Source organism: Microbacterium galbinum (assembly GCF_023091225.1).
Lineage (GTDB): Bacteria > Actinomycetota > Actinomycetes > Actinomycetales > Microbacteriaceae > Microbacterium > Microbacterium galbinum.
Map to the genome: position 1 here is coordinate 2,683,828 of NZ_JAHWXM010000001.1, position 25,872 is coordinate 2,709,699.

27 protein-coding genes are annotated in these 25,872 nt (G+C 69.8%); 12 read left to right on the forward strand and 15 right to left on the reverse strand.

Features of this window, described 5'->3' with window-relative positions:
• Positions 1-15: 15 nt before the first annotated feature.
• From KZC52_RS12860 to KZC52_RS12875, 4 genes are read right to left on the reverse strand one after another with little or no spacing between them, the layout of a single operon-like run.
• Complete coding sequence (locus tag KZC52_RS12860; RefSeq protein WP_247624438.1) at positions 16-1,128, reverse strand: hypothetical protein; 1,113 nt, start codon at positions 1,126-1,128, stop codon at positions 16-18.
• Complete coding sequence (locus KZC52_RS12865) at positions 1,125-1,949, reverse strand: GntR family transcriptional regulator (RefSeq protein WP_247624439.1); 825 nt, start codon at positions 1,947-1,949, stop codon at positions 1,125-1,127. The genes KZC52_RS12860 and KZC52_RS12865 overlap by 4 nt, the downstream gene beginning before the upstream one ends.
• A gap of 1 nt (position 1,950) precedes the next feature.
• Complete coding sequence (rbsD, locus tag KZC52_RS12870; protein WP_247624440.1) at positions 1,951-2,355, reverse strand: D-ribose pyranase; 405 nt, start codon at positions 2,353-2,355, stop codon at positions 1,951-1,953.
• A 36-nt stretch (positions 2,356-2,391) separates the two neighbouring features.
• Positions 2,392-3,351: a ribokinase gene (locus KZC52_RS12875; RefSeq protein ID WP_247624441.1), complete on the reverse strand. Its 960-nt coding sequence runs from the start codon at positions 3,349-3,351 to the stop codon at positions 2,392-2,394.
• Positions 3,352-3,472: 121 nt separating this feature from the next.
• Here KZC52_RS12875 and KZC52_RS12880 point away from each other — a divergent pair, with 121 nt between their 5' ends.
• Positions 3,473-4,135: a transaldolase family protein gene (locus KZC52_RS12880; protein ID WP_247624442.1), complete on the forward strand. Its 663-nt coding sequence runs from the start codon at positions 3,473-3,475 to the stop codon at positions 4,133-4,135.
• Positions 4,136-4,173: 38 nt separating this feature from the next.
• Here the strand turns inward: KZC52_RS12880 and KZC52_RS12885 are convergent, their stop codons facing one another.
• Positions 4,174-4,851 carry a FadR/GntR family transcriptional regulator gene (locus KZC52_RS12885; RefSeq protein ID WP_247624443.1) on the reverse strand — a complete coding sequence of 226 codons (678 nt, stop codon included), beginning with the start codon at positions 4,849-4,851 and terminating at the stop codon, positions 4,174-4,176.
• 47 nt (positions 4,852-4,898) lie between these two features.
• Between KZC52_RS12885 and KZC52_RS12890 the strand changes: the two genes are divergently transcribed.
• Positions 4,899-5,861: an amidohydrolase family protein gene (locus KZC52_RS12890; protein ID WP_247624444.1), complete on the forward strand. Its 963-nt coding sequence runs from the start codon at positions 4,899-4,901 to the stop codon at positions 5,859-5,861.
• 295 nt (positions 5,862-6,156) lie between these two features.
• Here KZC52_RS12890 and KZC52_RS12895 read toward each other — a convergent pair whose 3' ends face one another.
• Both KZC52_RS12895 and KZC52_RS12900 read right to left on the reverse strand, forming a co-directional pair.
• A complete protein-coding gene (locus tag KZC52_RS12895) occupies positions 6,157-6,909 on the reverse strand; it encodes an SDR family NAD(P)-dependent oxidoreductase (protein WP_247624445.1) in 753 nt (250 codons plus the stop codon).
• Positions 6,906-7,766 carry a fumarylacetoacetate hydrolase family protein gene (locus tag KZC52_RS12900; RefSeq protein ID WP_247624446.1) on the reverse strand — a complete coding sequence of 287 codons (861 nt, stop codon included), beginning with the start codon at positions 7,764-7,766 and terminating at the stop codon, positions 6,906-6,908. Before KZC52_RS12900 ends, KZC52_RS12895 begins: the two co-directional genes overlap by 4 nt.
• A 124-nt stretch (positions 7,767-7,890) precedes the next feature.
• Here KZC52_RS12900 and KZC52_RS12905 point away from each other — a divergent pair, with 124 nt between their 5' ends.
• The 3 genes from KZC52_RS12905 (at position 7,891) to KZC52_RS12915 (ending at position 10,649) form a co-directional block, all read left to right on the forward strand.
• Positions 7,891-9,186 carry an L-fuconate dehydratase gene (locus tag KZC52_RS12905; protein ID WP_247624447.1) on the forward strand — a complete coding sequence of 432 codons (1,296 nt, stop codon included), beginning with the start codon at positions 7,891-7,893 and terminating at the stop codon, positions 9,184-9,186.
• Positions 9,173-10,144, forward strand: coding sequence for an aldo/keto reductase (locus KZC52_RS12910; protein WP_247624448.1), 972 nt, complete (start codon positions 9,173-9,175; stop codon positions 10,142-10,144). Before KZC52_RS12905 ends, KZC52_RS12910 begins: the two co-directional genes overlap by 14 nt.
• 85 nt (positions 10,145-10,229) lie before the next feature.
• The gene (locus KZC52_RS12915; RefSeq protein WP_247624449.1) at positions 10,230-10,649 is read left to right on the forward strand and encodes an RbsD/FucU family protein; all 420 of its coding nucleotides are present in this window, start codon (positions 10,230-10,232) and stop codon (positions 10,647-10,649) included.
• A 190-nt stretch (positions 10,650-10,839) separates the two neighbouring features.
• On the opposite strand, the gene KZC52_RS12920 is transcribed toward KZC52_RS12915, so the two are convergent.
• Positions 10,840-11,862: a LacI family DNA-binding transcriptional regulator gene (locus KZC52_RS12920; protein ID WP_247624450.1), complete on the reverse strand. Its 1,023-nt coding sequence runs from the start codon at positions 11,860-11,862 to the stop codon at positions 10,840-10,842.
• Between the two features lie 191 nt (positions 11,863-12,053).
• Between KZC52_RS12920 and KZC52_RS12925 the strand changes: the two genes are divergently transcribed.
• The 4 genes from KZC52_RS12925 (at position 12,054) to KZC52_RS12940 (ending at position 16,787) form a co-directional block, all read left to right on the forward strand.
• Positions 12,054-12,923, forward strand: a complete 870-nt coding sequence (locus KZC52_RS12925; RefSeq protein WP_247624451.1) for a sugar phosphate isomerase/epimerase family protein — start codon at positions 12,054-12,056, stop codon at positions 12,921-12,923.
• 199 nt (positions 12,924-13,122) lie between these two features.
• Positions 13,123-14,625: a sugar ABC transporter ATP-binding protein gene (locus tag KZC52_RS17605; RefSeq protein WP_247624452.1), complete on the forward strand. Its 1,503-nt coding sequence runs from the start codon at positions 13,123-13,125 to the stop codon at positions 14,623-14,625.
• The gene (locus KZC52_RS12935) at positions 14,625-15,656 is read left to right on the forward strand and encodes an ABC transporter permease (protein ID WP_247624453.1); all 1,032 of its coding nucleotides are present in this window, start codon (positions 14,625-14,627) and stop codon (positions 15,654-15,656) included. Before KZC52_RS17605 ends, KZC52_RS12935 begins: the two co-directional genes overlap by 1 nt.
• Before the next feature lie 138 nt (positions 15,657-15,794).
• Complete coding sequence (locus tag KZC52_RS12940) at positions 15,795-16,787, forward strand: ABC transporter substrate-binding protein (protein WP_247624454.1); 993 nt, start codon at positions 15,795-15,797, stop codon at positions 16,785-16,787.
• Between the two features lie 427 nt (positions 16,788-17,214).
• On the opposite strand, the gene KZC52_RS12945 is transcribed toward KZC52_RS12940, so the two are convergent.
• From KZC52_RS12945 to KZC52_RS12975, 7 genes are all read right to left on the reverse strand, one after another.
• Complete coding sequence (locus tag KZC52_RS12945) at positions 17,215-17,532, reverse strand: putative quinol monooxygenase (protein WP_247624455.1); 318 nt, start codon at positions 17,530-17,532, stop codon at positions 17,215-17,217.
• A 24-nt stretch (positions 17,533-17,556) separates the two neighbouring features.
• Positions 17,557-18,519: a phosphotriesterase family protein gene (locus KZC52_RS12950; protein ID WP_247624456.1), complete on the reverse strand. Its 963-nt coding sequence runs from the start codon at positions 18,517-18,519 to the stop codon at positions 17,557-17,559.
• Positions 18,516-19,478, reverse strand: coding sequence for a shikimate dehydrogenase family protein (locus KZC52_RS12955; RefSeq protein WP_247624457.1), 963 nt, complete (start codon positions 19,476-19,478; stop codon positions 18,516-18,518). Before KZC52_RS12955 ends, KZC52_RS12950 begins: the two co-directional genes overlap by 4 nt.
• Positions 19,479-19,487: 9 nt before the next feature.
• Positions 19,488-20,441: a phosphoglycerate dehydrogenase gene (locus KZC52_RS12960; RefSeq protein WP_247624458.1), complete on the reverse strand. Its 954-nt coding sequence runs from the start codon at positions 20,439-20,441 to the stop codon at positions 19,488-19,490.
• The gene (gene xylB, locus KZC52_RS12965) at positions 20,441-21,946 is read right to left on the reverse strand and encodes a xylulokinase (RefSeq protein ID WP_247624459.1); all 1,506 of its coding nucleotides are present in this window, start codon (positions 21,944-21,946) and stop codon (positions 20,441-20,443) included. The genes KZC52_RS12960 and xylB overlap by 1 nt, the downstream gene beginning before the upstream one ends.
• Before the next feature lie 7 nt (positions 21,947-21,953).
• Positions 21,954-22,538, reverse strand: coding sequence for a glucose-6-phosphate isomerase family protein (locus KZC52_RS12970; RefSeq protein WP_247624460.1), 585 nt, complete (start codon positions 22,536-22,538; stop codon positions 21,954-21,956).
• 133 nt (positions 22,539-22,671) lie between these two features.
• On the reverse strand, positions 22,672-23,208 hold the full coding sequence (locus KZC52_RS12975) for a CGNR zinc finger domain-containing protein (RefSeq protein ID WP_247624461.1): 537 nt from the start codon (positions 23,206-23,208) through the stop codon (positions 22,672-22,674).
• 39 nt (positions 23,209-23,247) lie between these two features.
• Here KZC52_RS12975 and KZC52_RS12980 point away from each other — a divergent pair, with 39 nt between their 5' ends.
• From KZC52_RS12980 to KZC52_RS12990, 3 genes are all read left to right on the forward strand, one after another.
• The gene (locus tag KZC52_RS12980; RefSeq protein ID WP_247624462.1) at positions 23,248-24,219 is read left to right on the forward strand and encodes an EamA family transporter; all 972 of its coding nucleotides are present in this window, start codon (positions 23,248-23,250) and stop codon (positions 24,217-24,219) included.
• A gap of 92 nt (positions 24,220-24,311) precedes the next feature.
• Positions 24,312-24,620 carry a hypothetical protein gene (locus KZC52_RS12985; RefSeq protein WP_247624463.1) on the forward strand — a complete coding sequence of 103 codons (309 nt, stop codon included), beginning with the start codon at positions 24,312-24,314 and terminating at the stop codon, positions 24,618-24,620.
• Positions 24,617-25,828 (forward strand): hypothetical protein, encoded by a 1,212-nt coding sequence (locus KZC52_RS12990; RefSeq protein WP_247624464.1) that lies wholly within the window; start codon positions 24,617-24,619, stop codon positions 25,826-25,828. Before KZC52_RS12985 ends, KZC52_RS12990 begins: the two co-directional genes overlap by 4 nt.
• Positions 25,829-25,872: the final 44 nt, after the last annotated feature.

A 25,872-nucleotide genomic window follows, 5' to 3' on the forward strand; every position in this document is an offset into this window, starting at 1 on the left:
CGAGCGTACCCGGGCTCAGTTGTCGGTGTAGCCGCCTTCGCCGGTGTCGCCGTCGTAGGTGAACGTGCGGTCCGACAGGACGATCTCGATGTCGGAGCCGAGAGGTTGCTCCGAGAGCAGCAGCTCCTCGAGCTTCGCGGCACGCTGCAGGTACTCCGAGGTGTCGGCCCCGAACGACGCGGCGAGCTTCATGTCGGTCATGAGGTAGAGGTAGGCGCTGACGGCCGTGCGGTTGAACTCGGTGTCGGGGATCCTCTCCCACAGCGACCCGTCGGTGCGCGCGGCCTTGTACTCATCGATCTTGTTCTGCAGGGTGGCCTTGGCCGAGCCTCCGGTGTCGGGCAGAGAGGGCGCGTCGTCGGGCTCTGCGGGTTCGGCCTCGGTGTCGCCGGGATCGGGGGCGGTCTGACCGGAGTCGTCGGAATCGGATGCCGGTGCCGATTCGCCGCGGTCGCCCAGGCCCCGGGGGATGATGCCGATGACCAGGGCCACCAGGACGCCGATGACCGCGATCGCGATGAGGACCACGACGAGCGTGCCGCGCCGGGGAGTCGACGGAGCGGCCGCGGGCGCGCCGTAGGCAGGGCCCACCGGGTAACCGTTCGCCGCCGGGTAGCCGCCCACCGGTGGCGAGGCCCCCGCGGGAGGCTGGGCCGGGTACGTCTGCTGCGGCGGATACGTCTGCGGCGGATGGGCCGGGGCGGATGCCGGAGTCGGAGCCGAAACGGATTCGGGAGACTGAGCGGATGCCGAGGCCGGAGCCGCGGTCGGAGCCGCGGTCGGAGCTGCGGGCGGAGCGGCGGCGGCCGGCTGATACGTCGGAGCCCCGGGGTGCGCGGGAGGAGCCTGGTACGCGGGGGCCGGCTGGTACGCCGGAGTCGGCCGGTAGCTCCCGGGCGGCTGGTAAACGGGTGGCTGGTACGCCGGCGGCTGGTGCGCGGGGCGGTGACCGGGCGGCAGCGGGGCGCCGGCCGGGAGAGTGGGGGCTGCGGCATCCGCTCCTACCGGCGGAGCCAACGGCGGCTGCGCGGGCGGAGGGGGAGAGACGGGCGTGGGCGCCTCCGGCGGGACGACCGCGTCGGCATCCGCTCCCGCTGCGGCGTCGGGCGTCCGGTCGTCGCCCCTCACGGCTGGACCCTCGTGCTGCCGGCGAGGGTCATGCCACCGCGGCCGTCGACGTGCAGGAGGGAGGCCTGCGACTGCTCCTGCTGCAGCTGGAACTCGAAGCGCGAGCGGTCGCCGCGGTGGTAGGCGATGAAGTACTCGATCGGGGTGTCGTCGTCGGTGCGGCTCACGCTGCGCAGGCGCAGCAGGGCGGATCCGGCGCTGACGCCGAGGTGGCCGGCCTGTTCGTGCGTCGCGACCGTGGCCTCGGCCGATCGCACACCGCGGGTGGCGACGATGCCGTGCTCGGCGAGCACCCGGTACAGAGAGGAGTCCGACAGATCGACGCCCAGGGTGACCGCGCCGACGGCATCCGGCATCCACGTGGTCGACAGCGACCAGGGCTCGTCATCGACGTGGCGCAGCCGCTCGAGCACCACGACCCGCGACCCGACCGGGATCTCGAGGGCCGCCGCGATCTCGTCGTCGGCGACGGCGAATTCGTGGCGCAGCACGTCGCTGTGCACGTGGCCGCCACGACGCTCGACGTCGTCGTACAGACCCACGAGCGTGTGCACCAGGCTCTCCGCCGTGCGCGGGCGCGAGACGAAGGTGCCCTTGCCCTTGACGCGCTCGACGAGACCCTCGTGCTCGAGCTGCGCGAGGGCCTGGCGCACGACGGTGCGCGAGACGCCGTAGCGCTCGCAGAGTCCGTGCTCACCCGGGAGGGGATCGCCCGGCTGCAACCCGTCGCGCGCGATGCCGTCGACGATCAGCTGCCGCAACTGGTCGTACATGGGTGCGGCGGAGTGGCGGTCGATCGCGTCGGGAAGCACGGCGGACATGTTAGTACGCCACGCCCGCGTGCAGGATCACATTCGCGTACGGGGTGAACTCGCCGGAGCGCACGAACGCCCGCGCCCCGTGGGTGAGCTTCTTGAAGTCGACGTGCGGCACGAGCTCGATCTCGAAGTCCATGCCGGCGAATCGCTCGCGCAGCGCCTCGAGCACTTCGGGGCTCTTCTCGGCGACCTCGGCCGAGACCGTGGCGCCCTCGACGACGAGCTCGGCGAGCACGGTGTCGAGCACGTCGAAGAAGGCGGGCGCCCCCGGGCGATAGGCGAGATCGATGCGCTCGGACCCCGGGGGGATCGGCAGGCCCGCGTCGGTCACGACGAGCAGGTCGGTGTGCCCGGTCTCGCTGATGACCCGCGACAGCGCGGGGTTGATCGTGGTCGCGGTCTTGCGCATGGCGGCTCCGGTCTCTGTGGTCGGGTGGCGGTGGGGTCAGTTCACGGGCGCCGCTTCGCGCTCCGCGAGGAACGCGTCGACGTCGGCGCGCAGGGGCAGGCTCGGCGAGGCACCCTGCTTCGTGACGGTGAGGGCGCCCGCGGCCGTCGCCAGGCGCACGGCGTCGGCGAGGCTGCTGCCGTTCGCGAGCGCGGCGCCGAGATACCCGGCGTAGGCGTCGCCGGCGGCGGTGGTGTCGACGGCGGTGACGGGGAACGGCAGGATGACGGATGCCCCGTCCGACGTGACCACGCACGACCCCTGTCCGGCGAGGGTGATGACCGCGGCGCCGACGCCCTGGTCGAGGAACCAGCGTCCGGCGCGCTCGGCGGATTCGGCGTCCGTCACCTCGATGCCGCTGATGAGCGTCGCCTCGGTCTCGTTCGGCGTGACGATGTCGATGTTCGCCCACACCTCGACGGGCAGCGTCGCGGCCGGTGCGGGGTCGAGGATCACGGTCATGCCGTGTTCGCGGCCGCGGCCGGTGATGTGCGCCGTGAGGGCCGAGGGCGTCTCGAGCTGGGTGAGCAGCACCGAGGTGGTCGGGGCGAGGGCGGCGAGCGCCTCGTCGATCTGGTCGGTGTTGAGGGAGGCGTTGGCGAGCGGCACCATCACGATGTCGTTCTGCGCCGAGGCGTCGACACGGATGTGCGCGATGCCGGTCGGGCCGGGCACGGTGCGCAGATGCGCCAGGTCGACCCCGGCCTCGCTCAGGCCGTCGACGACGAGGTCGTGGAAGAGGTCGTCGCCCACACATCCGACGAAGCTCGTGCGGGCGCCGGAACGGCCGGCGGCGACGGCCTGGTTGGCGCCCTTGCCGCCCAGCATCAGGGTGAACTGATCGCCCAGGATCGTCTCGCCGCGCGCGGGGAGGCGCTGCGAGAAGGTGGTCACATCGGCGGTGACGCTGCCGACGATCACGACGCCGGAACGGTCTTCGGGGTGTGCGGGGGCCATGTCGCTCCTGGTCGTCTTCGACGGCGATGTACGTCGGCCGGAGCTTTGACATCGCCCCGCGCCTGTCATTACATTAGCCGAAAGCGAACCTGTAACGACAGGTTGTCCCCGAGGAGTCCCGATGACCGTGATCGCCCCCCGCCTGTACGTCGACAGCGCCGACGTCGACCGGGTGTCCCGGCTCCTCGCCGCGGGCGTCGTGCACGGTGTCACCACGAACCCCACGATCCTCGAACGCGGCGGGCGCACCGCCGGCGAGATCCCGGAGCTCTATGCCCGGTGGGAGTCCGAGGGCGCCGCCGAGATCTTCTTCCAGACGTGGGGCGGCGACACCGCCTCGTTCCTGCGCAACGCCGAGCGCATCCGCGAACTCGGGCCGCGCGTCGCCGTGAAGGTGCCGGCGACCGCCGCCGGGTTCGCCGCGGCATCCGCCCTCGTCGCCGACGGCGCCACTGTGCTCGTGACGGCCGTCTACTCCGTCGCCCAGGCGCTCGCGTGTGCGAGCATCGGTGCCCAGTACATCGCGCCCTACCTCGGGCGCATGCGCGACGCCGGTATCGACGGCGACACCGTGATCGCCCGCATGCAGGAGGTCTGCGAGGGCAGCGGATCGAACGTGCTCGCGGCGTCGCTGCGCACGGCCGACGACATCGTCGGGCTGCGCCTTGCGGGAGTGCCCTACTTCACCGCCGCGCCCGACGTGATCGAACAGGCGCTGTTCCACGAGGTCAGCGACAGCTCGGCGGCCGAGTTCGACGCCGCGATGGTGCGCCTCGGCGCGTAGCGGTTCTCGGCGCTGAGGTGAGCGCGAGGGACGGATGCCTAGGCCGAGGCGGCCTGGCGCAGCCACCGCTCCACGCCCGCGATGTGGGCCGTGGCGAGCGAGGTCGCGAGCGCCGGGTCGTGGCGGGCGATGGCATCGGCGATCGCTCGGTGCTCCGACAGGGTGCGCTCGACCGCGCCGCCCTCGGTGAGCCCGCGCCACACGCGGGCACGCACGGTCTGACTGCTGAGGTGCTCGATCAGGCTCGCGAGGTACGCGTTGCCGGCCATGCCGACGATCTCGCGGTGGAAGCGGATGTCGTGCTCGACGAGTTCCTCGATCGTCACCGAGGCGTCGACGCGCTCGACCTCGTCGACGAGGGCCGCGACCTGCTCGTCATCGCCGAGGGTCGCGGCGAGGCCGGTGGCCTGCGACTCCAGCATCCGCCGTACGGCGAAGATCTCGAGCATCGAGTCGTCGTCGTGCATGTCGACCACGAACGAGATCGCCTCGAGCAGCAGGTGCGGTTCGAGGCTCGTCACGTAGGTGCCGTCGCCGCGGCGCACGTCGAGCACGCGGATGACCTCGAGGGCCTTCACCGCCTCGCGCATCGAGTTGCGCGACAGGCCGAGACGCTCCGACAGCTCCTTCTCGGGGGGAAGCCGATCGCCCGGCGACAGCTCGCCCGACACGATCATCGCCTTGATCTTCTCGATCGCCTCATCGGTGACTGCCATGGCCGTCATCCTAGCCAGTGATCCGATGTCTGAGGCAGGATGGGCGTATGCGAGTCCTCGATACGCACCTGCACATGTGGGACGAAGAAGTCCTCACCTACACCTGGCTGGAGGGTCCCTACGCCTACCGCTTCGCCGAGACGGAGGTCGAGCACGATCGCCTCGACGTCGAGCGCGAGGAGGCGGTGTTCGTCCAGGCCGAGACGACCGAGGGCGATTACATCGGAGAGGTGCGGTGGGTGCAGTCCCTCGCCGGGCGCCTCGGGATCGCCGGGATCGTCGCCGGAGCGCAGCTGCACCGCGGCGTCGACACGGTGACGCATCTCGAGGAGTTGGCGACGCATCCGCTCGTCGTCGGTGTGCGCCACAACCTGCAGAACGATCCTGACGGCCTCGCCGTGTCGAGCGCTTTCGTGACCGGAGCGCGCGAGGTCGCCGGCCGCGGGTGGACGTTCGACGTGTGCGTGCGGGCCGCGCAGCTGCCCGACATCGCCCGCCTCGCCGGCGCCGTGCCGGAGCTGCGGATGGTGCTCGACCACCTCGGCAAGCCCGCCGTCGGCACGGCGGATGCTCCGCTCGCCCCGTCCGCGGAATGGGTGCGCGACATCGAGGAGGTGGCGAAGCATCCGGAGGCGTTCTGCAAGCTCTCGGGTCTGCCCGCTGAATCCGGGGGCGTGTGGAGCGCCGAGCAGCTCGTGCCGTTCCTCGACGCCGCCGCGGATGCCTTCGGCGTCGAGCGCCTGATGTGGGGGAGCGACTGGCCGGTGTCCTCGATCGGCCCGGCCGAGGAGGGCGACCCGCACGCGCCGGCCGACGGCTCGGCGACGTACCAGCCGCACGCGCGGCAGCGCTGGCTCGACACCGTGGTCGAGTGGGCCGAGACGCGCGGGCACGACATCGACGCGATCCTGTGGGCGAACGGGCGGCGGTTCTATCGATTGGACGACCCGCGGGTGGAGTCGGCGGATGCTCCCCGCCGGGGGTTCTTCGGGCGGTTGTTCGGGGGCTGATCAAGGCGGCGTACGGGTGATCCACTCGGGAGTCGCGGACGGACCGACTGAGGACCGGCGATGGGTTCGGGCTCGCATTCTCGTACCCGATCGAGGGCGAGCCGATATATCTCTCGGTCGGAAGCGACTGCTTCCCCTGGAGGAGTGGCCGAGAGACGAACCGGACGACTCCGGGCCCTGACACCGCACACACAACGAAGGAGATCTCGCCTTCCGCAGGAGCATCCGAACCATCTGCTCCTGCGCAACGCGAGATCTCCTCCGTGGCGTGCGACCCGCGACGTGCGACCCGCGTCTACTCCGACCGCAGGCGCAGCTGGGCCATGCCGCCGTCGACCTCGATGAACGTGCCGGTCGTCGAACCGGCCGCCGGCGAGACGAGGTAGGTGACGGCCGCCGCGACCTCGGCCGGGCTCACGAGTCGGCCGTGCGGCTGGCGGGCTTCGAGGGCCGCGCGCTCGGCGTCGGGATCGGATGCCGCGCCCAGCAGTCGCCCGACCCAGGGGGTGTCGGCGGTGCCCGGGTTGACGGCGTTCACGCGGATGCCTTCACGCAGGTGATCCGCCGCCATCGCGCGGGTGAGGGCCGAGACGGCGCCCTTCGATGCGGTGTACAGCGCGCGTTGCGGGAGCCCGGTCGTGGAGGCGATGGATGCCGTGTTGCAGACCGCCGCGGCCGGCGACTCGCGCAGCCAGGGGAGAGCGGCCGAGGTCACGCGGGCGATACCGGTGACGTTGATCGACAGCACACGGGCCCATTCGTCGTCGTCATTGGCGGTGATGTCGCCGGTCGCGCCGATCCCGGCGTTGTTGACGACGATGTCGAGGCGGCCGAACTTCTCGCCGACGGCGGCGATCGCCGCATCGACGCTCGCCCGGTCGGAGATGTCGGCCGTGAACGCGGCGAAACGAGCATCCGCTCCGGAGGTGTCACGGTCGAGGATGGCGACCTGCGCGCCGTCCTCGTGCAGCCGCGCGGCGATCGCCGCGCCGATGCCCGAGGCGCCGCCGGTGACGATCGCGACCAGGCCGTCGAGCGCGCCGGTCACTTCGCCGCCTCCCAGGCCACGAACTCCTGGCGCTGGTGGCCCAGGCCGTCGATCTCGACCTCGACCACGTCGCCCGGGGCGATGTAGGGGAAGTTGCCCGAGAGCGCGACGCCCTGCGGGGTGCCGGTGAGGATGAGGTCGCCCGGCTCGAGCGTCACGTACTGCGACAGGTGGTGCACGATGTGCTCGACCGAGAAGATCATGTCGCTCGTGTTCGAGTCCTGACGCGGCTCGCCGTTGACGAAGCTGCGCAGGCCGAGCGCGTGGTGGTCGACCTCGTCGGGGGTGACGAGCCACGGGCCGGTCGGGTTGAAGCCCGCCGCGATCTTGCCCTTCGACCACTGCCCGCCCGAGACGGCCATCTGGAAGTCGCGCTCCGAGACGTCGTTCGCGAGTACGAAGCCGGCGACGTGGGCCATCGACTCGTCCGGCGAGTCGAGGTACGCGGCGCGGGTGCCGATGACGATGCCGAGCTCGACCTCCCAGTCGGTCTTGCTGCTACCGCGGGGGATCGTGACGGTGTCGTTCGGGCCGACCACGGTGTTCGGGGTCTTCAGGAACAGGATCGGGATGGTCGGCGGTTCGGAGCCGGACTCGGCGGCGTGCGCGGCGTAGTTCATGCCGATGCAGATCACCGCGCTCGGACGCGCGATGGGGGCGCCGATGCGGAGGGCCGCGGCATCCTCGAGCTCGGGGAGCTCACCGGCGTCGCGGGCGACGGCGACGCGGGAGGCGAAGTCGCTCTTGAGGAAATCGCCGTTCACATCGGATGTCACCGAGCGGAGGTCGAGGTAGCGATCACCCTCGACGAGGACGGGGATCTCTGTACCTGGGGTGCCGAGCCGCGCGAACTTCATGATTCTCCTGATCCTTCGGGTGGCCGCCCAGCGACGGCCGTCGTCGTTGACAGTATAGACATCGGATGTTTACACTCCAAGGGATTGCATGGGATTTCTCCATGCCCCGAGAGGAACCGTACCCGTGAGCCGTATCGTCGCACTCGACACCACCGACATCCGCTTCCCCACATCGCTCAGCCTCGACGGCTCCGACGCGATGAACCCCGACCCCGACTACTCGGCCGCGTACGTGGTCGTGCGCACCGATGCCGAGGACGGCATCGAGGGCCATGCGTTCGTGTTCACCATCGGCCGCGGCAACGACGTGCAGGTCGCGGCGATCGACGCGCTCGCGGGGCATCTCGTCGGACGCGAGATCGAACCGCTGCTCGACGACATGGGCGGAACCTTCCGCGAGATCATCGGCGACTCGCAGCTGCGCTGGCTCGGCCCCGAGAAGGGCGTCATGCACATGGCCATCGGCGCCGCGATCAACGCGCTGTGGGACATCAAGGCCAAGCGTGCGGGGATGCCCCTCTGGCAGCTGCTCGCGCGGATGACGCCCGAGGAGCTCGTCGACCTCGTCGACTTCCGCTACCTCACCAACGCCCTGACCCGCGACGAGGCCCTCGAGATCCTCCGTGCCGCCGAGCCGGGCCGCATCGAGCGCGAGCGCGAGCTGCTCGCCACCGGCTACCCGGGATACACGACCAGCCCCGGCTGGCTCGGCTACTCGGACGAGAAGCTCGAGCGTCTCGCCCGCGAGGCCATGGCCGACGGCTTCACCCAGATCAAGCTCAAGGTCGGCGCCGACCTCGACGACGACATCCGCCGCTTCCGCAAGGCCCGCGAGGTGTGCGGCCCCGACTTCCCCATCGCGATCGACGCGAACCAGCGCTGGGAGGTGTCGGAGGCGATCGAGTGGGTGAACGCGCTCGCCGAGTTCCACCCCGCCTGGATCGAGGAGCCCACCAGCCCCGACGACATCCTCGGCCACGCCGAGATCGCCCGCGGCGTCGCCCCGATCCGGGTCGCCACCGGCGAGCACGCGCAGAACCGCATGATCTTCAAGCAGCTGCTGCAGGCCGACGCGATCTCGGTGATGCAGATCGACGCCGTACGCGTCGCCGGCGTCAACGAGAACATCGCCAACCTGCTGCTCGCCGCCAAGTTCGGGGTCCCCGTCTGCCCGCACGCCGGCGGAGTGGGGCTCTGCGAGGCCGTGCAGCACCTGTCGATGTTCGACTTCGTCGCCGTCACCGGCACCCGCGAAGGCCGGATGATCGAGTTCGTCGACCATCTGCACGAGCACTTCGTCGTGCCCACCGACATCCAGGGCGGGTCGTACATGGCACCCACCGCACCCGGGTCGGGCATGGAGATGAAGGCCGACAGCATCCGCACCTACACGTGGACCGGCGCGCATGTCGTCGCCTGATCGCGTGCTCGACATCCCCGCCCTCGGCTACGGTGCGGCGAACGTCGGCAACCTCTTCCGCGCGCTGAGCGACGACGACGCCTGGGCGGTGCTGGATGCCGCGTGGGAGAGCGGCATCCGCTACTACGACACCGCCCCGCACTACGGCCTCGGCCTGTCGGAGCGGCGCCTCGGCGCCTTCCTGCAGACGAAGCCCCGCGACGAGTTCGTGCTGTCGACCAAGGCCGGACGACTCCTGCGCCCGAACCCCGAGCACACGGGCGGCCTCGACACGGCCAACGACTTCCACGTGCCCGACGACCTGCAGCGGGTGTGGGACTTCTCGGCCGACGGCATCCGTCGGTGCCTCGACGAATCGCGCGAGCGCCTCGGCATCGAGCGCATCGACCTGCTCTATCTGCACGACCCCGAGCGGCACGACCTCGACCTCGCGCTCGCCGAGGCCCTGCCCGCCATGGAGAAGCTGCGCGCCGACGGAGAGGTGGCGGCGATCGGCATCGGATCGATGGTGTCGGATGCCCTGGCGGCCGCCGTGCGCTCCGCCGACCTCGACCTCATCATGGTCGCGGGGCGCTACACGCTGCTCGAGCAGCCCGCCGCCGCCGACGTGCTGCCGGCGTGCCAGGAGACCGGAACGGGGATCGTCGCGGCATCCGTCTTCAACTCCGGACTGCTCGCGGCGAGCGAACCGCGCCGCGACGGTCGGTACGAGTACGGTCAGCTGCCCGACGACCTGTGGGATCGCCTCGTGCGCATCGCCGCGGTCTGCGCCGACCACGGTGTGCCGCTGCCGGCCGCCGCGATCCAGTTCCCGCTGCAGGCGGCCGAGGTGCGCTCGGTCGTCGTCGGCGGCAGCCGCCCCGCGCAGCTCGAGCAGAACGCCGAGTACGCCGCGCTGGCGATCCCCGCCGAGCTCTGGCAGAACCTGGCCGCCGAGGGGCTCATCCCGGCGCGCTGACCGCCGCTGCCCCGTGGCCGTAAAGACCCGTGGCCGCGCGGACCCGAACCGCGCGGTCACGCACCACCCCGATCGAAGGAACCCCGTGCTCGAAGGCATCCATCCCCTGCTCACCGGTGAACTGTTGCTGCACCTCGATCGGATGGGGCACTCCGATTCGGTCGTGATCGCCGACGCGCACTTCCCCGCCTGGGGGCTCGGCGCACGGGTGATCGACCTGCCCGGAACGACCACGCCCGAGGTCGTCGCGGCGATCCGCACCGTGCTGCCGCTCGACGACGCCCCCGGCCTCGACCTGATGACCTCGGCCGATGGCGAGGTGCTCGAGGTGCAGCGCGAGCTGATGGTCGCCGCGGGTACCGAGCGCGAGACCACGCGGTTCGTCGAGCGCTTCGCGTACTACGAGGTCGCGGCATCCGCGTATCTGATGGTGCGCACGGGCGAGACGCGCAAATACGGCAACGCGCTGCTGCGCAAGGGCGTCGTCGGGCACGCGTCGGCCTGAGACCTCGGGCGCTCGCGGTTCATAACTCCGGAGATTCGGGGAGGGGGAGCCCGGAATGGGTCGATCCGGTGGCACCCGGACGCACTTCTCCGGATCTCTGCGCGCGGCAAGGCGTACCCAACTCAGGACGAACGGGCCGAAGCGGGCCGAATCGCCCCGCAAGCGGGGGTTCCGGGCAGTCTGTCCTGAGTTAGGTACGTCCGGCAGCTGGCAAGCGCCCGACGGTCGACTCGCGCACCACGAGCTCGGCGGCGAACGGTGTCATAGCGGGTGGCGGAGCGGCGGGGTCGGCGAGCTGCTGCAGCAGCACCGCCCCGGCAGCGCGACCGATGTCGTAGCCGGGCTGCCGCACGCTCGTGAGTGGCACCACGCCCTGATGCGCCGGGGCGACATCGTCGAAGCCGATGATTGCGACGTCGTCGGGCACGCGGATGCCGTGGCGCACGAGTTGCGTGAGCACCCCGAGGGCGACCATGTCGTTCGCGGCGAAGATCGCGTCGGGCAGCTCGGCGGCGGGTAGTGCGGCGATCCGCGCCCCGGCGGCCATTCCGTCCTCCGTGGTGAGGTGATCGACGTCGATCACCTCGATCGCGGCATCCGATCCCTCGACCGCCTGGCGGAGTCCGGCGAGGCGGTCGTTCGACTGACTGACGGTCGGGCTGCCGAGGAACAGCAGCCGCCGGCGCCCGATCGCGAGCAGATGCTCGCCCGCGAGGCGTCCCCCGCCGACGTCGTCGAAGAGCACCGAGGCGACCTTCGTGGAGGGCGGGATGGGGCCGACGACGACCGAGCGGATGCCGCGATCGGCGAGCGTCTCGAGCCGCGGCACGACATCGCCGAAGGGGTAGATGATGATGCCCTGCACGCGGTGCGCCTCGAACATGTCGAGGTTGCGGCTCTCCTGCGCGCCGTCGCGGTTGCTGTTGCTGAAGAACAGCGACCAGCCGGCCTCGCGGGTGATGTCTTCGACGCCGCGGGAGAGCTCGTGGAAGTAGGGGAGCCACGCGTCGAGCAGGATCAGGGCGAGCGCGGTGCTCGACCCCGCACGCAGTTGGCGGGCCGACTCGTTGGGCACGTAGCCGAGCTCCTCGATGGCCGCCCGCACCTTCTCGCGGCTGGAGGCGCGGAGCACGTGCGGGTGGTTGAGGTAGTTCGACACCGTCGACGACGAAACGCCGGCGAGGGCGGCGACGTCTTTGACGCTCGCGGGCATCGATCCTCCGTGATCACCGTGCGGCGCACCGTGCGCCGATGGGTGGCATCAGCGTAACCGACGTTATTGGCACGTTACAAGAAAGTTCTTGACATCGATCGGGCGCGGCGCATAGCGTGACCTGCACATCGCTTTGGCACGTGCCAATCGATGGAGGCGACGGTGCCGCACACCCGCCTCCGAGGGATCGCATGAACATCGGCTGTCACGGGCTCGTCTGGACCGGGAACTTCGATGCCGACGGCATCCGTCTGTCGGTCGAGAAGACCAAAGAGGCCGGCTTCGACCTGATCGAGTTCCCCCTCATGGATCCGTTCTCGTTCGACGTCGCCGCTGCGAAAGATGCTCTGGAAGAGCACGATCTCGCCGTCAGCGCTTCGCTCGGCTTGTCGGAGGCGACCGATGTGACGAGCTCCGACCCGGCGATCGTCGCCGCGGGCGAGGCCCTGCTGCTCCGCGCCGTCGACGTGCTCGCCGACCTCGGCGGCACCCACTTCTGCGGCGTCATCTACAGCGCCATGAAGAAGTACATGGAGCCGGTCACCGCCGAGGGGCTCGAGAGCAGCCGCCGCGCGATCGCGAAGGTCTCCGACCACGCCGCCGAGCGGGGCGTTACGGTCGCCCTCGAGGTCGTCAACCGCTACGAGACGAACGTGCTGAACACCGCGCGGCAGGCGATCGACTTCGTCGGCCGGATCGACCGACCGAACCTCGGCATCCACCTCGACACCTACCACATGAACATCGAGGAGTCGGATATGTTCGCGCCGGTGCTCGACGCCGCTCCGCAGTTGCAGTACGTGCACATCGGCGAGAGCCATCGCGGCTACCTCGGCACCGGATCGGTCGACTTCGACACGTTCTTCAAAGCGCTGGGGCGCATCGGTTACGACGGCCCGATCGTGTTCGAGTCGTTCTCGTCGGCGGTCGTCGCGCCCGATCTGAGCCGGATGCTGGGGATCTGGCGCAATCTGTGGACCGACAACGTCGAGCTGGGCGCGCACGCGAACGCGTTCATCCGCGACAAGCTCATCGCGGTCGACTCGATCCGTCTGCACTAGCCGGATCGGTCGGGCGGGGAAAGCTGTGACCAAGTTGTTATTACAGGTCTTCCCCTCCCGGACTTCATTAGATACATTTAGGTACAACTTGCGCGGGAGACCGCGGAGCGTCAGAATTGATCCGATGTTTAACCCCATCGGGTGAACGCAGCAACGAAGCAGCAGTGAACAAGAACCTTCAAGGAAGCAGGTGAGGCACGTGAGTGATCCCATCCTCAAAGTGGAGGGCATCAGCAAGGGATTCCCCGGTGTCCAGGCGCTCAAGGACGTGCATCTCGAGGTGCGCGCCGGGGAGGTTCTCGTCCTCGTCGGAGAGAACGGCGCCGGCAAGTCGACCCTCATGAAGATCCTCTCCGGGATCTACGCCAAGGACGAGGGAACGATCGTGTTCGAGGGCAGGGAGGTCGAGCTCACGAGCCCGCTCCAGGCGCAGGAGCTCGGCATCACGATCATCCACCAGGAGCTCAACATGATGCCCGACCTCACGGTCGCGCAGAACATCTTCGTCGGGCGCGAGCCGCGCACCGGTCCGTTCCTGTCGGAGCGCAAGCTCAACCAGCAGACGGCCGAGCTGCTCCAGCGGCTCAACATCCACCTCGACCCCAAGGCCCGCGTCGGCGACCTGACCGTGGCTGAGCAGCAGATGGTCGAGATCGCCAAGGCCCTCTCGTTCAACGCCAAGGTCCTCATCATGGACGAGCCCACCTCGGCGCTCACCGACTCCGAGGTCGAGACGCTGTTCGTGCTGATCGAGCAGCTCAAGGCATCCGGCACCGGCATCGTCTACATCTCGCACCGCATGGACGAGCTGCGCCGCCTCGCCGACCGCGTCAGCGTGCTGCGCGACGGTGCATACATCGGATCACTCGACAAGGCCGAGGTCAGCATCCCGAAGATCATCGAGATGATGGTCGGACGTGCGATCGACGAGGGCACCCGCCCCACCGCCCGCGATCACATCAACGACCCGGTCGTGCTCGAGGTGCAGGACCTGTCGACCAAGAGCCTGCTCAAGGACATCTCGTTCCAGCTGCACAAGGGCGAGATCCTCGGGTTCGCCGGTCTCATGGGCGCGGGGCGCACCGAGACCGCTCGCGCGATCATCGGTGCCGACCCCAGCGACGGCGGCACGGTGACCATCTCGGGTCGGCCGGCGAAGATCGGGCAGCCCGCGGATGCCGTCAAGCACGGCGTCGGCTACCTCTCGGAGGACCGCAAGCTCCTCGGGCTCATGCTCGAACAGGACGTCACCTTCAACACCGTGCTCGCCTCGCTCGGCTCCTACGCCAACGGGATCGGCTGGATGGGCGACGGCAAGGCGAAGAACCGCACCAAGGAGTACGTCCAGCAACTGCGGGTCAAGACCCCCTCCGTCAACCAGGTCGTCAAGCTGCTCTCGGGCGGCAACCAGCAGAAGGTCGTCATCGCCCGGTGGCTGATGCGCGACTGCGACATCCTCATCTTCGACGAGCCGACCCGCGGCATCGACGTCGGAGCGAAGGAAGAGATCTACCGCCTGATGCAGCAGCTCGCTGACCAGGGAAAGTCCATCATCGTCATCTCGTCGGAACTGCCCGAGATCCTCCGCGTCGCGAACCGCATCGCCGTGTTCGCGAACGGCCGGATCACCGGGACGCTCCGCAACGAGGAAGCCAGCCAGGAGAAGATCATGCAACTCGCAGCCCATGGGGAGGAAGACTGATGAGCACCCCGCAGAACGGGTCGTCGACGACGACGATCATCCAGACCGCCGTCAACGAGAACACCGACAAGCGCGACATCGGCGGCTTCCTCCGACGCCAGGTTCAGCAGTCGCTGGCGTTCGGCACGCTCGTCGTGCTGTTCATCTTCTTCTCGGTCGCCAGCCCGAACTTCCTCACGTGGAGCAACGTCTCCGGCATCCTGCTCTCGACCGCGGTCATCGGCATCCTCGCCCTCGGCACCACGTTCGTGATCATCACCGGCGGCATCGACCTGTCGCTCGGCACCGGCATGGCGCTCTGCTCGGTCATGACCGGTGTCTTCATCACCAACATGGGGCTGCCGGTGTTCGTCGGCGTCATCGGCGGTATCGCCACCGGTGTGCTGATGGGCCTCGTCAACGGCGTGAACATCACGTTCCTGCGGCTGCCCCCGTTCATCGCGACCCTCGCGATGATGATGATCGCCGGTGGCCTCGCCCTCGTGATCTCGGGCGTCGCGCCGATCTACTTCTCGTCGTCCGCTCCGGACTTCAAGCAGATCGCCCTGGGCACCCTCATCCCGGGCCTCCCGAACGCCGTGCTCATCACGCTCGTGCTCGCGGTCATCGCGTACCTCGTGCTGTCGAAGACGCTGCTCGGCCGCTACACCTTCGCGATCGGGTCGAACGAAGAGGCCACCCGCCTCTCGGGCGTCAACACGCGCCGCTGGACGATCTTCGTCTACATGTTCGCCGGAGCGTTCACCGGCATCGCCGGCGTCATCATCGCCTCGCGCCTCGACTCGGCCCAGCCGCAGATCGGTACGGGCTACGAGCTGCAGGCGATCGCGGCCGTCATCATCGGCGGCACCTCGCTGCTCGGCGGACGCGGCTCGATCCTCGGCACCGTGATCGGTGCGCTCATCATGAGCGTGCTCGTCAACGGCCTCCGGATCATGTCGATCCAGTCCGAGTGGCAGAACATCGTCGTCGGCGTCGTGATCCTGATCGCGGTGTTCTTCGACTCCCTGCGCAACCGCGCACGCACCTGACCCCGGAGACGGCGCTGTGCCCGCCGCCTCCGATCGGCGACCCGGCCGACACCGCGGAGCGATCCGCACCGGCACACCGCACCACGAATGTCCCACTCCGGCTCCCGGGCCGGCACACACACAAACAACGGAGTTTCCATGAAGTTCGGAAAGAAGGCCGCGTTCGCGGCTCTGATCGCCTCGGCGGCGATCGTCGTGGCAGGCTGCTCGAGCAACGCGGGCGGCGGCGACGCCGGTGGCGACGCCGGCAGTGGTGACGAGATGTACATCGCCCTCGTCTCGAAGGGCTTCCAGCACCAGTTCTGGCAGGCCGTCAAGAAGGGCGCGGAGGAGAAGGCCGCCGAGCTCGGCGTCACCATCACCTTCGAGGGCCCCGCCGCCGAGACCGAGGTCGACGCGCAGCTGCAGATGCTGCAGACCGCCATCGACAAGAAGCCGGCGGCGATCGCGTACGCCGCGCTCGACCCCGAGGCCTGCGTGCCCTACCTCGACAAGGCCAAGGCCGCCGACATCCCCGTCGTGTACTTCGACGCACCGTGCGACGGCGACGTGGGCCTGAGCCTCGCCGCGACCGACAGCAAGGTCGCCGGAGCCCTGGCTGCCGAGCACATGGCCGAGCTCATCGGCGGTGAGGGCGAGGTCGCCATCGTCGGCCACTCGCAGATCAACTCGACCGGTGTCGAGCGTCGTGACGGCTTCGTCGAGAAGATCGAGTCGGACTACCCCGACATCGAGATCGTCGACATCCAGTACGGCGACGGCGACCACCTGAAGTCGGCCGACATCGCCAAGGCAATGATCGCCGCGCACCCCGACCTCAAGGGCATCTACGGCACCAACGAGGGCTCCGCCATCGGCGTCGTGAACGCGGTCAACGAGCTCGGCCTCGAGAAGGGCAAGCTCACCATCGTCGGATTCGACTCCGGTGCGGCCCAGATCAACGCGATCAAGGACGGCACGATGGCCGGCGCCATCACGCAGGACCCGATCGGCATCGGTGCGCAGGTCGTGCAGGCCGCGTACGACGCCGCCAACGGCGAGACGGTCGACGAGTTCTACGACACGGGTTCGTACTGGTACGACAAGACGAACCTCGAGGACGACAAGATCGCCGCGGTTCTCTACCAGTGATCTGATCTCCGGATCGAGAGGCCCCTCACCTTCGGGTGGGGGGCCTCTTCGCGTCTCGAGGAGGGACGCTTCGACAGGCTCAGCGACCCAGTTCCGGAGGGACGCACGGATGTACTGGGTCCCTGAGCCTGTCGAAGGGCCCTCCCTGCGGCATCCGTTCGGGAGGAGATCTCGCGTTCGGGAGGACCGGAGGAGCGGATGCTTCCTGCGGAAGGCGAGTTCTCCTCCGTTGTTGCGCGTACGGGACGCTTCGACAGGCTCAGCGACCCAGTTTCGGAGCGATGCACGGAGATTCTGGGTCCCTGCGCCTGTCGAAGGGCCCCGCCACGAGAGGGCCCCGGACGCCGGAAAGGCCCGGTATCCGAGGGGGACACACCGGGCCTTTCCCAACCGGAGAGAGGGGGGGATCCTCCGGTTGCATCCGCCGTCAGAGACGGCGGAGGAATGTGAGCTGCGAAGAGGGTTCCACGATCAGTTCCTGCAGCGCCGCATTGAACGGCACACCGGCCGGGGCCGAGATGTGCGCCTGGAACGCTGCGTGATCGCGATAGACCTCGTACACGAAGAAGCGATCGGGATCGTCGACGAGTCGCGTGGCATCGAAGACCACGTTACCTGTTTCTGCTTGTACTTCCACGGAAAACTCGCGCAGAAGTTCGGCGACGCGATCGCCCTCGCCGGGGCGGGCGGTGAAGGTGGCGTGCAGGATGGTGGGTTCGGATTCAGATGCGGATGCGTCGGACAACGGTGTCTCCAGAGGTCGGTCGGTTCAGCGCGAGAGTGCGAGCAGGCGGGCGGGGTTGGCGACGAGCATCCGATCCACGGCCTCGTCTCCGATGAGGGCGCGCAGGCGCGGCACGTAGCGTTCGCCGAGGTAGGCGAGCCCGGGCATCCCGCCGTAGGCGAGGTAGCGGGTGCGGCGCGCGACGTCGCCGCCGAGCAGCACCCGGTCGCCGGCGCCGCGTTCGACGACCGCGGCGGTGAGGGCGAGCAGCTCGGCATCCGATCGGGTGCGCGGCCGGGCCATGCCGTCGTAACCGAGGTAGGCGCCACGCTCGGCGAGCGAGGCGTGCAGGCCCGGGTCGGGGTCGCGGTCGGCGTGCGCGAGGACGATCCGATCGGATGCCGCGCCCGCCGCCGCGAGCAGATCGAGCACCTCGTGGGCCGCCGTGCAGAACTCGAGGTGCACCATGATCGGCGCCCCGGTCTCGCGATGCGCGGCCGCGAGGGCGTCGAGGGTCGTGCGCTCGAAGTCGCTGATGCGCCAGTAGTCGATCCCGCCCTTGAGGATTCCGGCGCGCACCGGGGCTCCGTCGGGAGCGTGCGCGGTGCGCGGGGTCGGCGAGGTGAGAACCTCGGCGTCGTCGACCGGCATCCCCTCCACGATGTCGCGCACGAACAGCGCGGTCAGGGCGTCGACGCCCCAGGTGCGGGTGGGATGCTCCGTCGCGTAGTGCGCCTCTCGGTGACGCCCGGTCGTGGCGACGATGTGCAGTCCGGTCGCGGCGCTGATGCGTGCGACGGCCTCGGAGTCGCGTCCGATCCCGAACGGGGTCGCGTCGACCATCGCGGCGAACCCGCTGTCGCGCAGACCCTCGGCCTCGGCGCCCGAGAGCGCCTCGCCGTCGAGCTCGTCACCGGGCAGCAGCGGACTCACCTGGAACAGGTGCTCGTGATAGTTCGTCGCCCCGAGCAGCGCCGGGTCGATGTCGCCGAGGACCGTGCGGATCATCGGCGCGCGAACTCCGCCGCCTCGGCGAGCTGCTCGACGATCTCGGGAGTCAGATCGAGTTCGAACACGTCGGCGACCACCTGCGACCAGCCGTGGATGAAGTAGCGCCAGCCGTCGACGACGACGAGCGATCGCGCCTGCTCCTGAGCGCGGGCCTGGTGCAGGAACTCGAGCGATCCGCGGTAGTTGAACTCCCACACGTACGCGTTCTCGGGGAAGACGACGTCGTCGGGCAGGGGCGAGCCGGGTCGATCCTTGCCGAGGCCGGTGGCGTTCACGATCACGGAACCCGCGGGCGCCGCCGCCACCAGGGCCGCCGCCTCGGCGGGGGTGTCGGTGCGCACGTACCGGATCAGTCCCTCCGCGGTGCCGTGCTGCGCGTGGACGGCGCGCAGGTGCTCCAGCGCCTCGTCGCTGCGCGCCGTCACGGTCACCCGCGTCGGGGCATCCGCTCGTTCGGCGAGGGCCCAGCTGAGCGCCGTGCCCGATCCGCCCGCACCGAGGATGACGACCTCGGCTCCCGTGCGGGCGAAGTGATCGGCGGGCAGGAAGTCGTTCAGGGCGAGGTCGACGGTGATCGGGTCCTTCGCGCGTCCGATGAGGCGGTCGCCGCGCTTCGAGATGCTCGAGATCTCGCTGCACGAGACCGCGAACGGGTCGAGTTCGTCGAAGAGATCGGATGCCGCGGCGTACACGTTCATCTTGTGGGTCGTGACGAGCGCTCCCCGGTGGTTCGGGTCATCGCGGATCTGCTCGACCATCGCGACGTACTGCGCAGGCGTGGCATCCATCGGGAGGTCGTGCCCGACCAGCTCGCGGGTCGGGAGGCCCAGCACATCGGCCCAGCGGGGGAACACCTGCATGATCGACGACGATCCGGTGCTCACGCCGACGAAGCCCATGTACCCGGCGCCGGTATCCGCGTCGACGGGGAGGGAAGCGGGAAGGGAAGTGGTCATCGGGTTCTCCTACGGGGCGGTCACGGGGAAGCGGGGGTCGGAGCCCTTCAGCACGGCGATCACGTCGTCGAGCGAAAGGGAGCCCATGTTGTCGACGGCCTGGGTCGTCTGGGCGCCGAGGTGCGGGGTGACGATCACCCGATCGGCGAGGGCATCGGCGAGCAGGGGGCTGTTCTTCGCAGCCGTGTCGCCGTCGAGGGTGTCGGCCGCGTAGCCGGCGAGGATGCCGTCGTGCAGGGCGTCGGCGACCGCGGCCTCGTCGATCAGGTCGCCACGGGCGGTGTTGACGATGACGCTGCCGCGACGCATGCGGGCGAGTCGGCCGGCATCGACGAGCAGCTGGCCGCCCGGCGCATGCAGCGAGATCAGATCGGCCGTCTCGAACAGCTCGTCGAGCACCGTGGGCACGGCGCCCGCGGCGCGCACGACCTCGGCGGGGAGGAACGGGTCGGCGGCGAGGATGCGGCATCCGAATCCGCTCAACCGCTTCGCGACCCCCTGGCCGATGCGGCCGAAGCCCACGATCCCCACGGTCGCCGCTCCCAGCTCACGGCCCCGGCGCACTCCCCAGTCGCCCGCCCGCACCCGGCGATCGCCGTCGGGCACGAACCGCAGGGCGGCGAGCATCAGGCCGACCGCGTGATCGGCGACGGCATCCGCATTCGCGCCGGGAGTGTTCGACACCGGGATGCCGCGGCTCCGGGCCGCGGCCAGATCAACCGCCTCGGTGCCGACGCCGTAGCGCGCGATGATCTTGAGCTTCGGCGCCGCGGCGAGATGCGCGCCGGTGACGGGGCCGGTGCCGGCGATCCAGGCATCCGCCCCGTGCAGCAGCACGCGCAGCTCGTCGAGGTCGTGGTGCGCGGGGCCGCGGAGGATGCGGTGCCCGGCGACCGCCGCCCGCTCGACCAGGTCGAGGTCGCCGTCGGAGAACGAACGGCTGGTGACGAGGATGACGCCCATCAGTTCGTCGTTTCGACGCTCGGTCGCCCGGCGAACCAGGGGGCGAGGGCCGTGTACGCCTCGGTGAAGCGCGCGTGGCGCTGGGCGTAGACCGCGTGGCGGGCGGGGTCGGGCGTGAACTCGGCGGTGACCTCGCTGAGCGCGCGGGCGGCCGAGAACTCGGCGAGGCCCAGGCCGACGGCACCCGTGACCGCGGCGCCGAGGCTGTTCGCCTCTTCGACGATGGTGCGACGGCGCACCGGCACGCCCCACACATCGGCGAGCACCGAGAGGTACACATCGCTCTGCGCGCCGCCGCCGACCGCGTCGATGCGGTCGATCGTGGCGCCCGAGGCGCGGAACGCCTGGATGCACGTGAGCAGGTTGAACGCGGTGCCCTCGAGCACCGAGCGCACGAGGTGCGCACGGGTGTGGTGACGGGCGAGACCCACGAAGGCGCCGCGGGCGTCCGGGTCCCACAGGGGGGAGCGCTCGCCGAGCAGGTAGGGCAGGAAATAGAGGTCGTCGGTGTCGAGGCCGGCGGATGCCTCGGCGGTGAGCCGCCCCGTGTCGGGGTGCGCCGGGTCGGCCGAGAGCGCCTCGGCGATCCACTGGACGGATGCTCCGCCCGCCTGCATCGTGGCGGTGGGCACGAACGATCCCGGCACGACGTTGTCGAACGTGAAGGTGCGCATCGCCGGGTCGTGCAGCGGCGCATCCGCGGCGAACGAGATCCACGACGAGGTGCCCAGGCACACGTAGGCGCCGTCCTCCGGCGCGACCACGCCCGAGCCGACCGCGGCCAGCGGGCCGTCGCCGCCGCCCATCACCACGCGCACGCCCGTGTGCAGGCCGAGGGCCTCGGCTGCGGCATCCGTCAGCGGGCCCGCGATCGCGGTGGAGTCGAGGATCTCGGGGAACAGTGCGGGGTCGAGACGTGCCGCCTGCAGCACCTCGCTCGACCACGTGCCGGTGCGCTGGTCGTAGGCGTTGGTGCCCGAGGCGTCGGAGCGGTCGGTCGCGAGGCGACCGGTGAGGCGCAGCACGATGAAGTCCTTCGCGATGCAGAACCGGCGCACACGCGCCCAGACGTCGGGCTCGTTGTCGCGCACCCACATGATCTTCTCGACCGAGTAGGTGGGGTTCAGCCGGTGGCCCAGGATGCCGTAGGCGTGCTCGGCGCCGAGCGCCTGCTCGAGCTCGCGCTGCTGCGCGCCCGAGCGGGTGTCGGCCCAGATGATCGCCGGGCGGGCGGGCTCGCCGTCGGCGTCGAGCAGCACGGCGCCCATCATCTGACCGCCCACGACGAGACCCGCGACCTCGGTGGGGAGGGTGCCGGTCTTCGCGAGCAGGGTGCGGGTCGCCTCGACGACCGCGTTCCACCAGTCGAGCGGGTTCTGCTCGGCGACACCGCCCGCGGCGAAGTGCGCGGGGTAGGGCACCGTGACCGATGAGACCAGGCGCCCGTCGTCGTGGTGCAGCGAAGCCTTGTTCCCCGTGGTGCCGAGGTCGTGGGCGATCAGCATGGCCGGCTCAGCTCGCGGTCGTGTACGGGCGCAGGTCGGCCGAGCCGTCGGTGCCGCGGTAGGCGCGGGATCCCATGCCGTGTTCGAGCACCCAGCCGTAGTCGTGACCGGCGCCGCCGGGGTACACCGCGAGGAACGCGTAGGGCTCGTCGCCGGTGTTGATCGAGCGGTGGGCCCAACCCGGCGGGATGTACCCGATGGTGCCGGGCAGCATGTCGAGCCATTCGGTGCGCTCGCCGTCGAACATGAGCAGCCCGCCGCGACCCTTGAGCGCGAGGTAGATCTCGCCCTGGTGGTTCGGGTGCTGGTGGCCCTTGGTCATCCAGAGCTCGCCGGAGGTGTCGCCGGGCATGATCGTGGTGATCGACTGGGGCAGCTCGCGATCGGTCTCGGGCACGGGCGAGCTGACGACGGTGTAGACGACGGGGTTGTCGCCCTCGGCTGCGGCCTTCCAGGCGTCGTGGTCGAGGAAGAGTCCCTCGAGGTCCGACATCCGCCGGGTGAGAGTGGGGCCCTCGGGCGAGAGGGTCAGCTTCTCGGCGTCGAAGGCGATCGCCATCGGCTGGATCGGCGGGGTGTGGAAGGTGGGCATCGGTGCTCCTCGTCGCGCAGCGTCATTGCTGGTCGGGCATCGCGCCACAACCTGTCATTACAGGTGAGCATACCTGTTACTACAGGTTGGCGTCTACATCCATCTGCGCGTGGTCTGCTGCGCAGGTGCGCAGCTATCCCTCCGCCTGCCGGGCGCGGTACGCGGCCACCGCGTTGCGGTTGGCGCAGGTGGGGGAGCAGTAGCGCTTGGACCGGTTGCGGCTGAGGTCGAGGGCGATCGCCTCGCAGGTCTCGTCGTCGCAGATCGAGAGGCGGGAGCCCTCGTCCTGCCGGATCACGTCGACCAGGGCCATCGCGGTCTCGATCAGCACGCGTTCGGCGAGAGGCCGTTCGTCGCCGACGGCGTGCAGGTGCCAGTCGGTGTCGCCGTGGCGCACGAGCTGCGGCGCGACGGGGGTGTCGGTGAGCACGTCGTTCACGCGTTCGGCCATCTCGTCGCGCGGCGCGAGCAGCAGGGCGCGCAGGCGCGGACGGATGCTGCGCAGATCGGCGAGTTCGGCCTCGTCCCGGTCGAGTCGGCCGGTGTAGGGGAACTCCTCGAGGAAGGTCTCCTCGTCGGCGGGGGTCTCGAGCGTGTCGGGGTGCTCGGCGGAGTTCACGAGCCAGACGGATGCCTGCAGGGCATCCGTCGTGTCATCGGTGAAGATCATGTTGACATCTTACATTCGCCGCGAGTAGCGTCACCTGCCATGAGCACTGTGACCGATGACGTGCGGACGGCGCGCGGCGTCAAGCTGGGTCTCCCGCTGGCGATCGGCGCCGCCTTCGCGTTCGGCATGTCGGGTGGATGGGCGCGCGGTCTGATCGACGCCGGGTGGACGCCCGGCGCCGCCGTCACCGCGCGCATCTGGGTCGCCGCCCTCGTGCTCCTCATCCCGACGATCCTCACCCTGCGCGGGCGCTGGCACCTGCTGCGCCGCAACGCCGGCATCATCGCCGCCTACGGACTGCTCGCCGTCACCGCGACGCAGCTGTTCTACTTCCAGGCCGTCGCCGTCATGGACGTCGGGCTCGCCCTGCTCATCGAGTACACGGCGCCGGTCGCCGTCATCCTCTGGCTCTGGATCCGCCGGGGCGAGAAGCCCAGCCGCCGCAGCATCCTGGGCGCCGCGATCGCCTTCGTCGGCCTCGTGCTCATGCTCGACATCGTCACCGGTGCCGACGTCAACGTCGCCGGCATCCTCTGGGCGCTCGGCGCGATGGTCGGCGCGGCCACCTACTTCGTGCTGTCGGCCAAGGCCGACACGGGACTCCCGCCGCTCGCTCTCGCCGGCAGCGGGCTGCTGCTCGGCGCGGTCGGGCTCACGATCGCCGGAGCCGTCGGCATCCTCCCGATCGCCTGGAGCACCGACGACATCGCCTACCGCTTCGGCACCGTGCCGTGGTTCGTGCCCGTGCTCGCGATGGGTGTGCTCGCGACGGCCCTCGCCTATCTCTTGGGGATCGCCTCGACGCGGATGCTCGGATCGAGGCTGGCGTCGTTCGTCGCGCTCGTCGAGGTCGTCGCCGCGCTGCTGTTCGGCTGGCTGCTGCTGGGGCAACTGCCCGATCTGCTGCAGGCGCTCGGCGGAGCGCTCGTGCTCGCGGGCGTCGTCGTGGTGAAGCTCGGCGAGCCCGCGCCGCCCGCGGAATTCGTCGAGCCGGTGCCGGAGGGGCGCTGAAACCTCATCGATCGGAAGGGGATGGGTCCTTCTCCCCATCGCGACCCCGCGACCCTCGCCTTTATGCTGGTGCTCGGAATCGGAGGGGCGACATGGCTGATGGGGTGGAGATCCCGCTGGAGTCGATGCGGGAGCTGAGCACGGCTCTCGGGGCGATCATGGCGGAGTTCGGCGAAGCGGGCGCTGGTGCCCGGACCGGACGGTTGCTCGAGGCGATCGACGAGCCGATGGGCGACACGCGGCTCTCCCGTGCCGCCGACGAGTTCGAGTCCGCCTGGGACGACAAGCGCGAGACATTGCGCCGGGAACTCGAAGAGATGAAGACCCGCATCGACGATGCCCGCGACGGCTGGATCGAAGCCGACAACGAACTCGCTCGGAGCATGGAGACGCAGGAATGACCGAGAACTCCTACATCTACTCGCAGGCCGAGATGCCGCACACCCCCGGCCGACGCGAGGTGCGCACGATCGACGGCGACCCCGGCGCGATCGCCGCGCACGCCGCCGACATCGAGGCCCTCGGCGAGAAGATGGCCCGCGCCGCACGCACCCTCGAACTCTTCGCCGACGGGACGGTCGGCAAGGGGGAGTCGTTCGAGGCGATCCGCGAGCAGGCGAAGAAGGTCCACGCCGACCTGTCGACCGCGGCGTCGCGGTACCGGCCGAGCGGAGAGGCGCTCGCCGCCTACGGGCGCAGCCTCTCGACCGCGCAGGGCGAGACCGGCTGGCGGGTGAGTGGAGCGGAGCGCACCTGGCAGGAGGTCAGGGCCGCGTCGACCGCGCTCGGCGGCGCCACCGCCGACCGACTCGAGTGGGAGCGCAACGAGCGCAACGACGTCGAGCAGACCGGCACGGCGCCCACGGATGCTTCGGAGCAGGCCGCCTTCGACTCCGCCGTCGAGGATTGGGAGTACTACTGGTCGGGCTTCGACGCCCCGACCGAGACGTGGGAGAACGCCTACGAGACCGCCTGCTCGAGTCTCGAGCAGGTCAACGAGGACGGTGTCTCCGACAGCTTCTGGGACAACTCGATGCCGTTCGTCGAGGCCATGCTCGCGGTGCTGCTCGTCGTCGGCATCCTTCTCATCATCGTCGCGTTCGTCGTCACGGGTCCTCTCGCCCTCCTGGCGGGCGTGCTCGCCGCCGTGGCTGGCGTGCTCAGCCTGCTGGGCGAGATCGCCAAGCTCAACGCCGGCCGTGGCGATTGGCAGAGTGTGGCTCTCGCGGCGATCGGCATCATCCCGTTCGGCAAGCTCGCGAAGTTCGCGACCTTCATCAATCCCGGTAAGTTCCCGACGATCGCCGCCATCTTCCGTATCGGTGGCGATGACTTCGCGCAGTACGCCGGCAAACTCGACGACTTCCTGAAGACGCGGATTCCCGACCTCTTCGAGGGGGCTCACGGGCTCAACTCGCAGAACCTCATGCGAATGCTCTACACCCCGAGGTTCCTCACTCAGGGCAACGAACTGGTCGGAGGGTGGCGTGCGGGTTGGCAGGCGCTTGCCGGCAACCCGACCAACGCCGCGCAGGCGATCGGCGGGGCGACGGATGTGTATGTGAGAATCCTCGGCACCCTCACCGGCCTCAACAGTGCGCTGAGCTAGAGCCAGTAGGCTCGATACCGGCATTCGACGCCGGTCGATACCAG

Coding starts and splice junctions, on each gene's coding strand:
- KZC52_RS12865 (WP_247624439.1), bottom strand. CDS start 1,949: ATGTCCGCCGTGCTTCCCGACGCGATCGACCGCCACTCCGCCGCACCC.
- rbsD (WP_247624440.1), bottom strand. CDS start 2,355: ATGCGCAAGACCGCGACCACGATCAACCCCGCGCTGTCGCGGGTCATC.
- KZC52_RS12875 (WP_247624441.1), bottom strand. CDS start 3,351: ATGGCCCCCGCACACCCCGAAGACCGTTCCGGCGTCGTGATCGTCGGC.
- KZC52_RS12880 (WP_247624442.1), top strand. CDS start 3,473: ATGACCGTGATCGCCCCCCGCCTGTACGTCGACAGCGCCGACGTCGAC.
- KZC52_RS12885 (WP_247624443.1), bottom strand. CDS start 4,851: ATGGCAGTCACCGATGAGGCGATCGAGAAGATCAAGGCGATGATCGTG.
- KZC52_RS12890 (WP_247624444.1), top strand. CDS start 4,899: ATGCGAGTCCTCGATACGCACCTGCACATGTGGGACGAAGAAGTCCTC.
- KZC52_RS12900 (WP_247624446.1), bottom strand. CDS start 7,766: ATGAAGTTCGCGCGGCTCGGCACCCCAGGTACAGAGATCCCCGTCCTC.
- KZC52_RS12910 (WP_247624448.1), top strand. CDS start 9,173: ATGTCGTCGCCTGATCGCGTGCTCGACATCCCCGCCCTCGGCTACGGT.
- KZC52_RS12920 (WP_247624450.1), bottom strand. CDS start 11,862: ATGCCCGCGAGCGTCAAAGACGTCGCCGCCCTCGCCGGCGTTTCGTCG.
- KZC52_RS12925 (WP_247624451.1), top strand. CDS start 12,054: ATGAACATCGGCTGTCACGGGCTCGTCTGGACCGGGAACTTCGATGCC.
- KZC52_RS12935 (WP_247624453.1), top strand. CDS start 14,625: ATGAGCACCCCGCAGAACGGGTCGTCGACGACGACGATCATCCAGACC.
- KZC52_RS12940 (WP_247624454.1), top strand. CDS start 15,795: ATGAAGTTCGGAAAGAAGGCCGCGTTCGCGGCTCTGATCGCCTCGGCG.
- KZC52_RS12950 (WP_247624456.1), bottom strand. CDS start 18,519: ATGATCCGCACGGTCCTCGGCGACATCGACCCGGCGCTGCTCGGGGCG.
- KZC52_RS12955 (WP_247624457.1), bottom strand. CDS start 19,478: ATGACCACTTCCCTTCCCGCTTCCCTCCCCGTCGACGCGGATACCGGC.
- KZC52_RS12960 (WP_247624458.1), bottom strand. CDS start 20,441: ATGGGCGTCATCCTCGTCACCAGCCGTTCGTTCTCCGACGGCGACCTC.
- xylB (WP_247624459.1), bottom strand. CDS start 21,946: ATGCTGATCGCCCACGACCTCGGCACCACGGGGAACAAGGCTTCGCTG.
- KZC52_RS12970 (WP_247624460.1), bottom strand. CDS start 22,538: ATGCCCACCTTCCACACCCCGCCGATCCAGCCGATGGCGATCGCCTTC.
- KZC52_RS12975 (WP_247624461.1), bottom strand. CDS start 23,208: ATGATCTTCACCGATGACACGACGGATGCCCTGCAGGCATCCGTCTGG.
- KZC52_RS12980 (WP_247624462.1), top strand. CDS start 23,248: ATGAGCACTGTGACCGATGACGTGCGGACGGCGCGCGGCGTCAAGCTG.
- KZC52_RS12985 (WP_247624463.1), top strand. CDS start 24,312: ATGGCTGATGGGGTGGAGATCCCGCTGGAGTCGATGCGGGAGCTGAGC.
- KZC52_RS12990 (WP_247624464.1), top strand. CDS start 24,617: ATGACCGAGAACTCCTACATCTACTCGCAGGCCGAGATGCCGCACACC.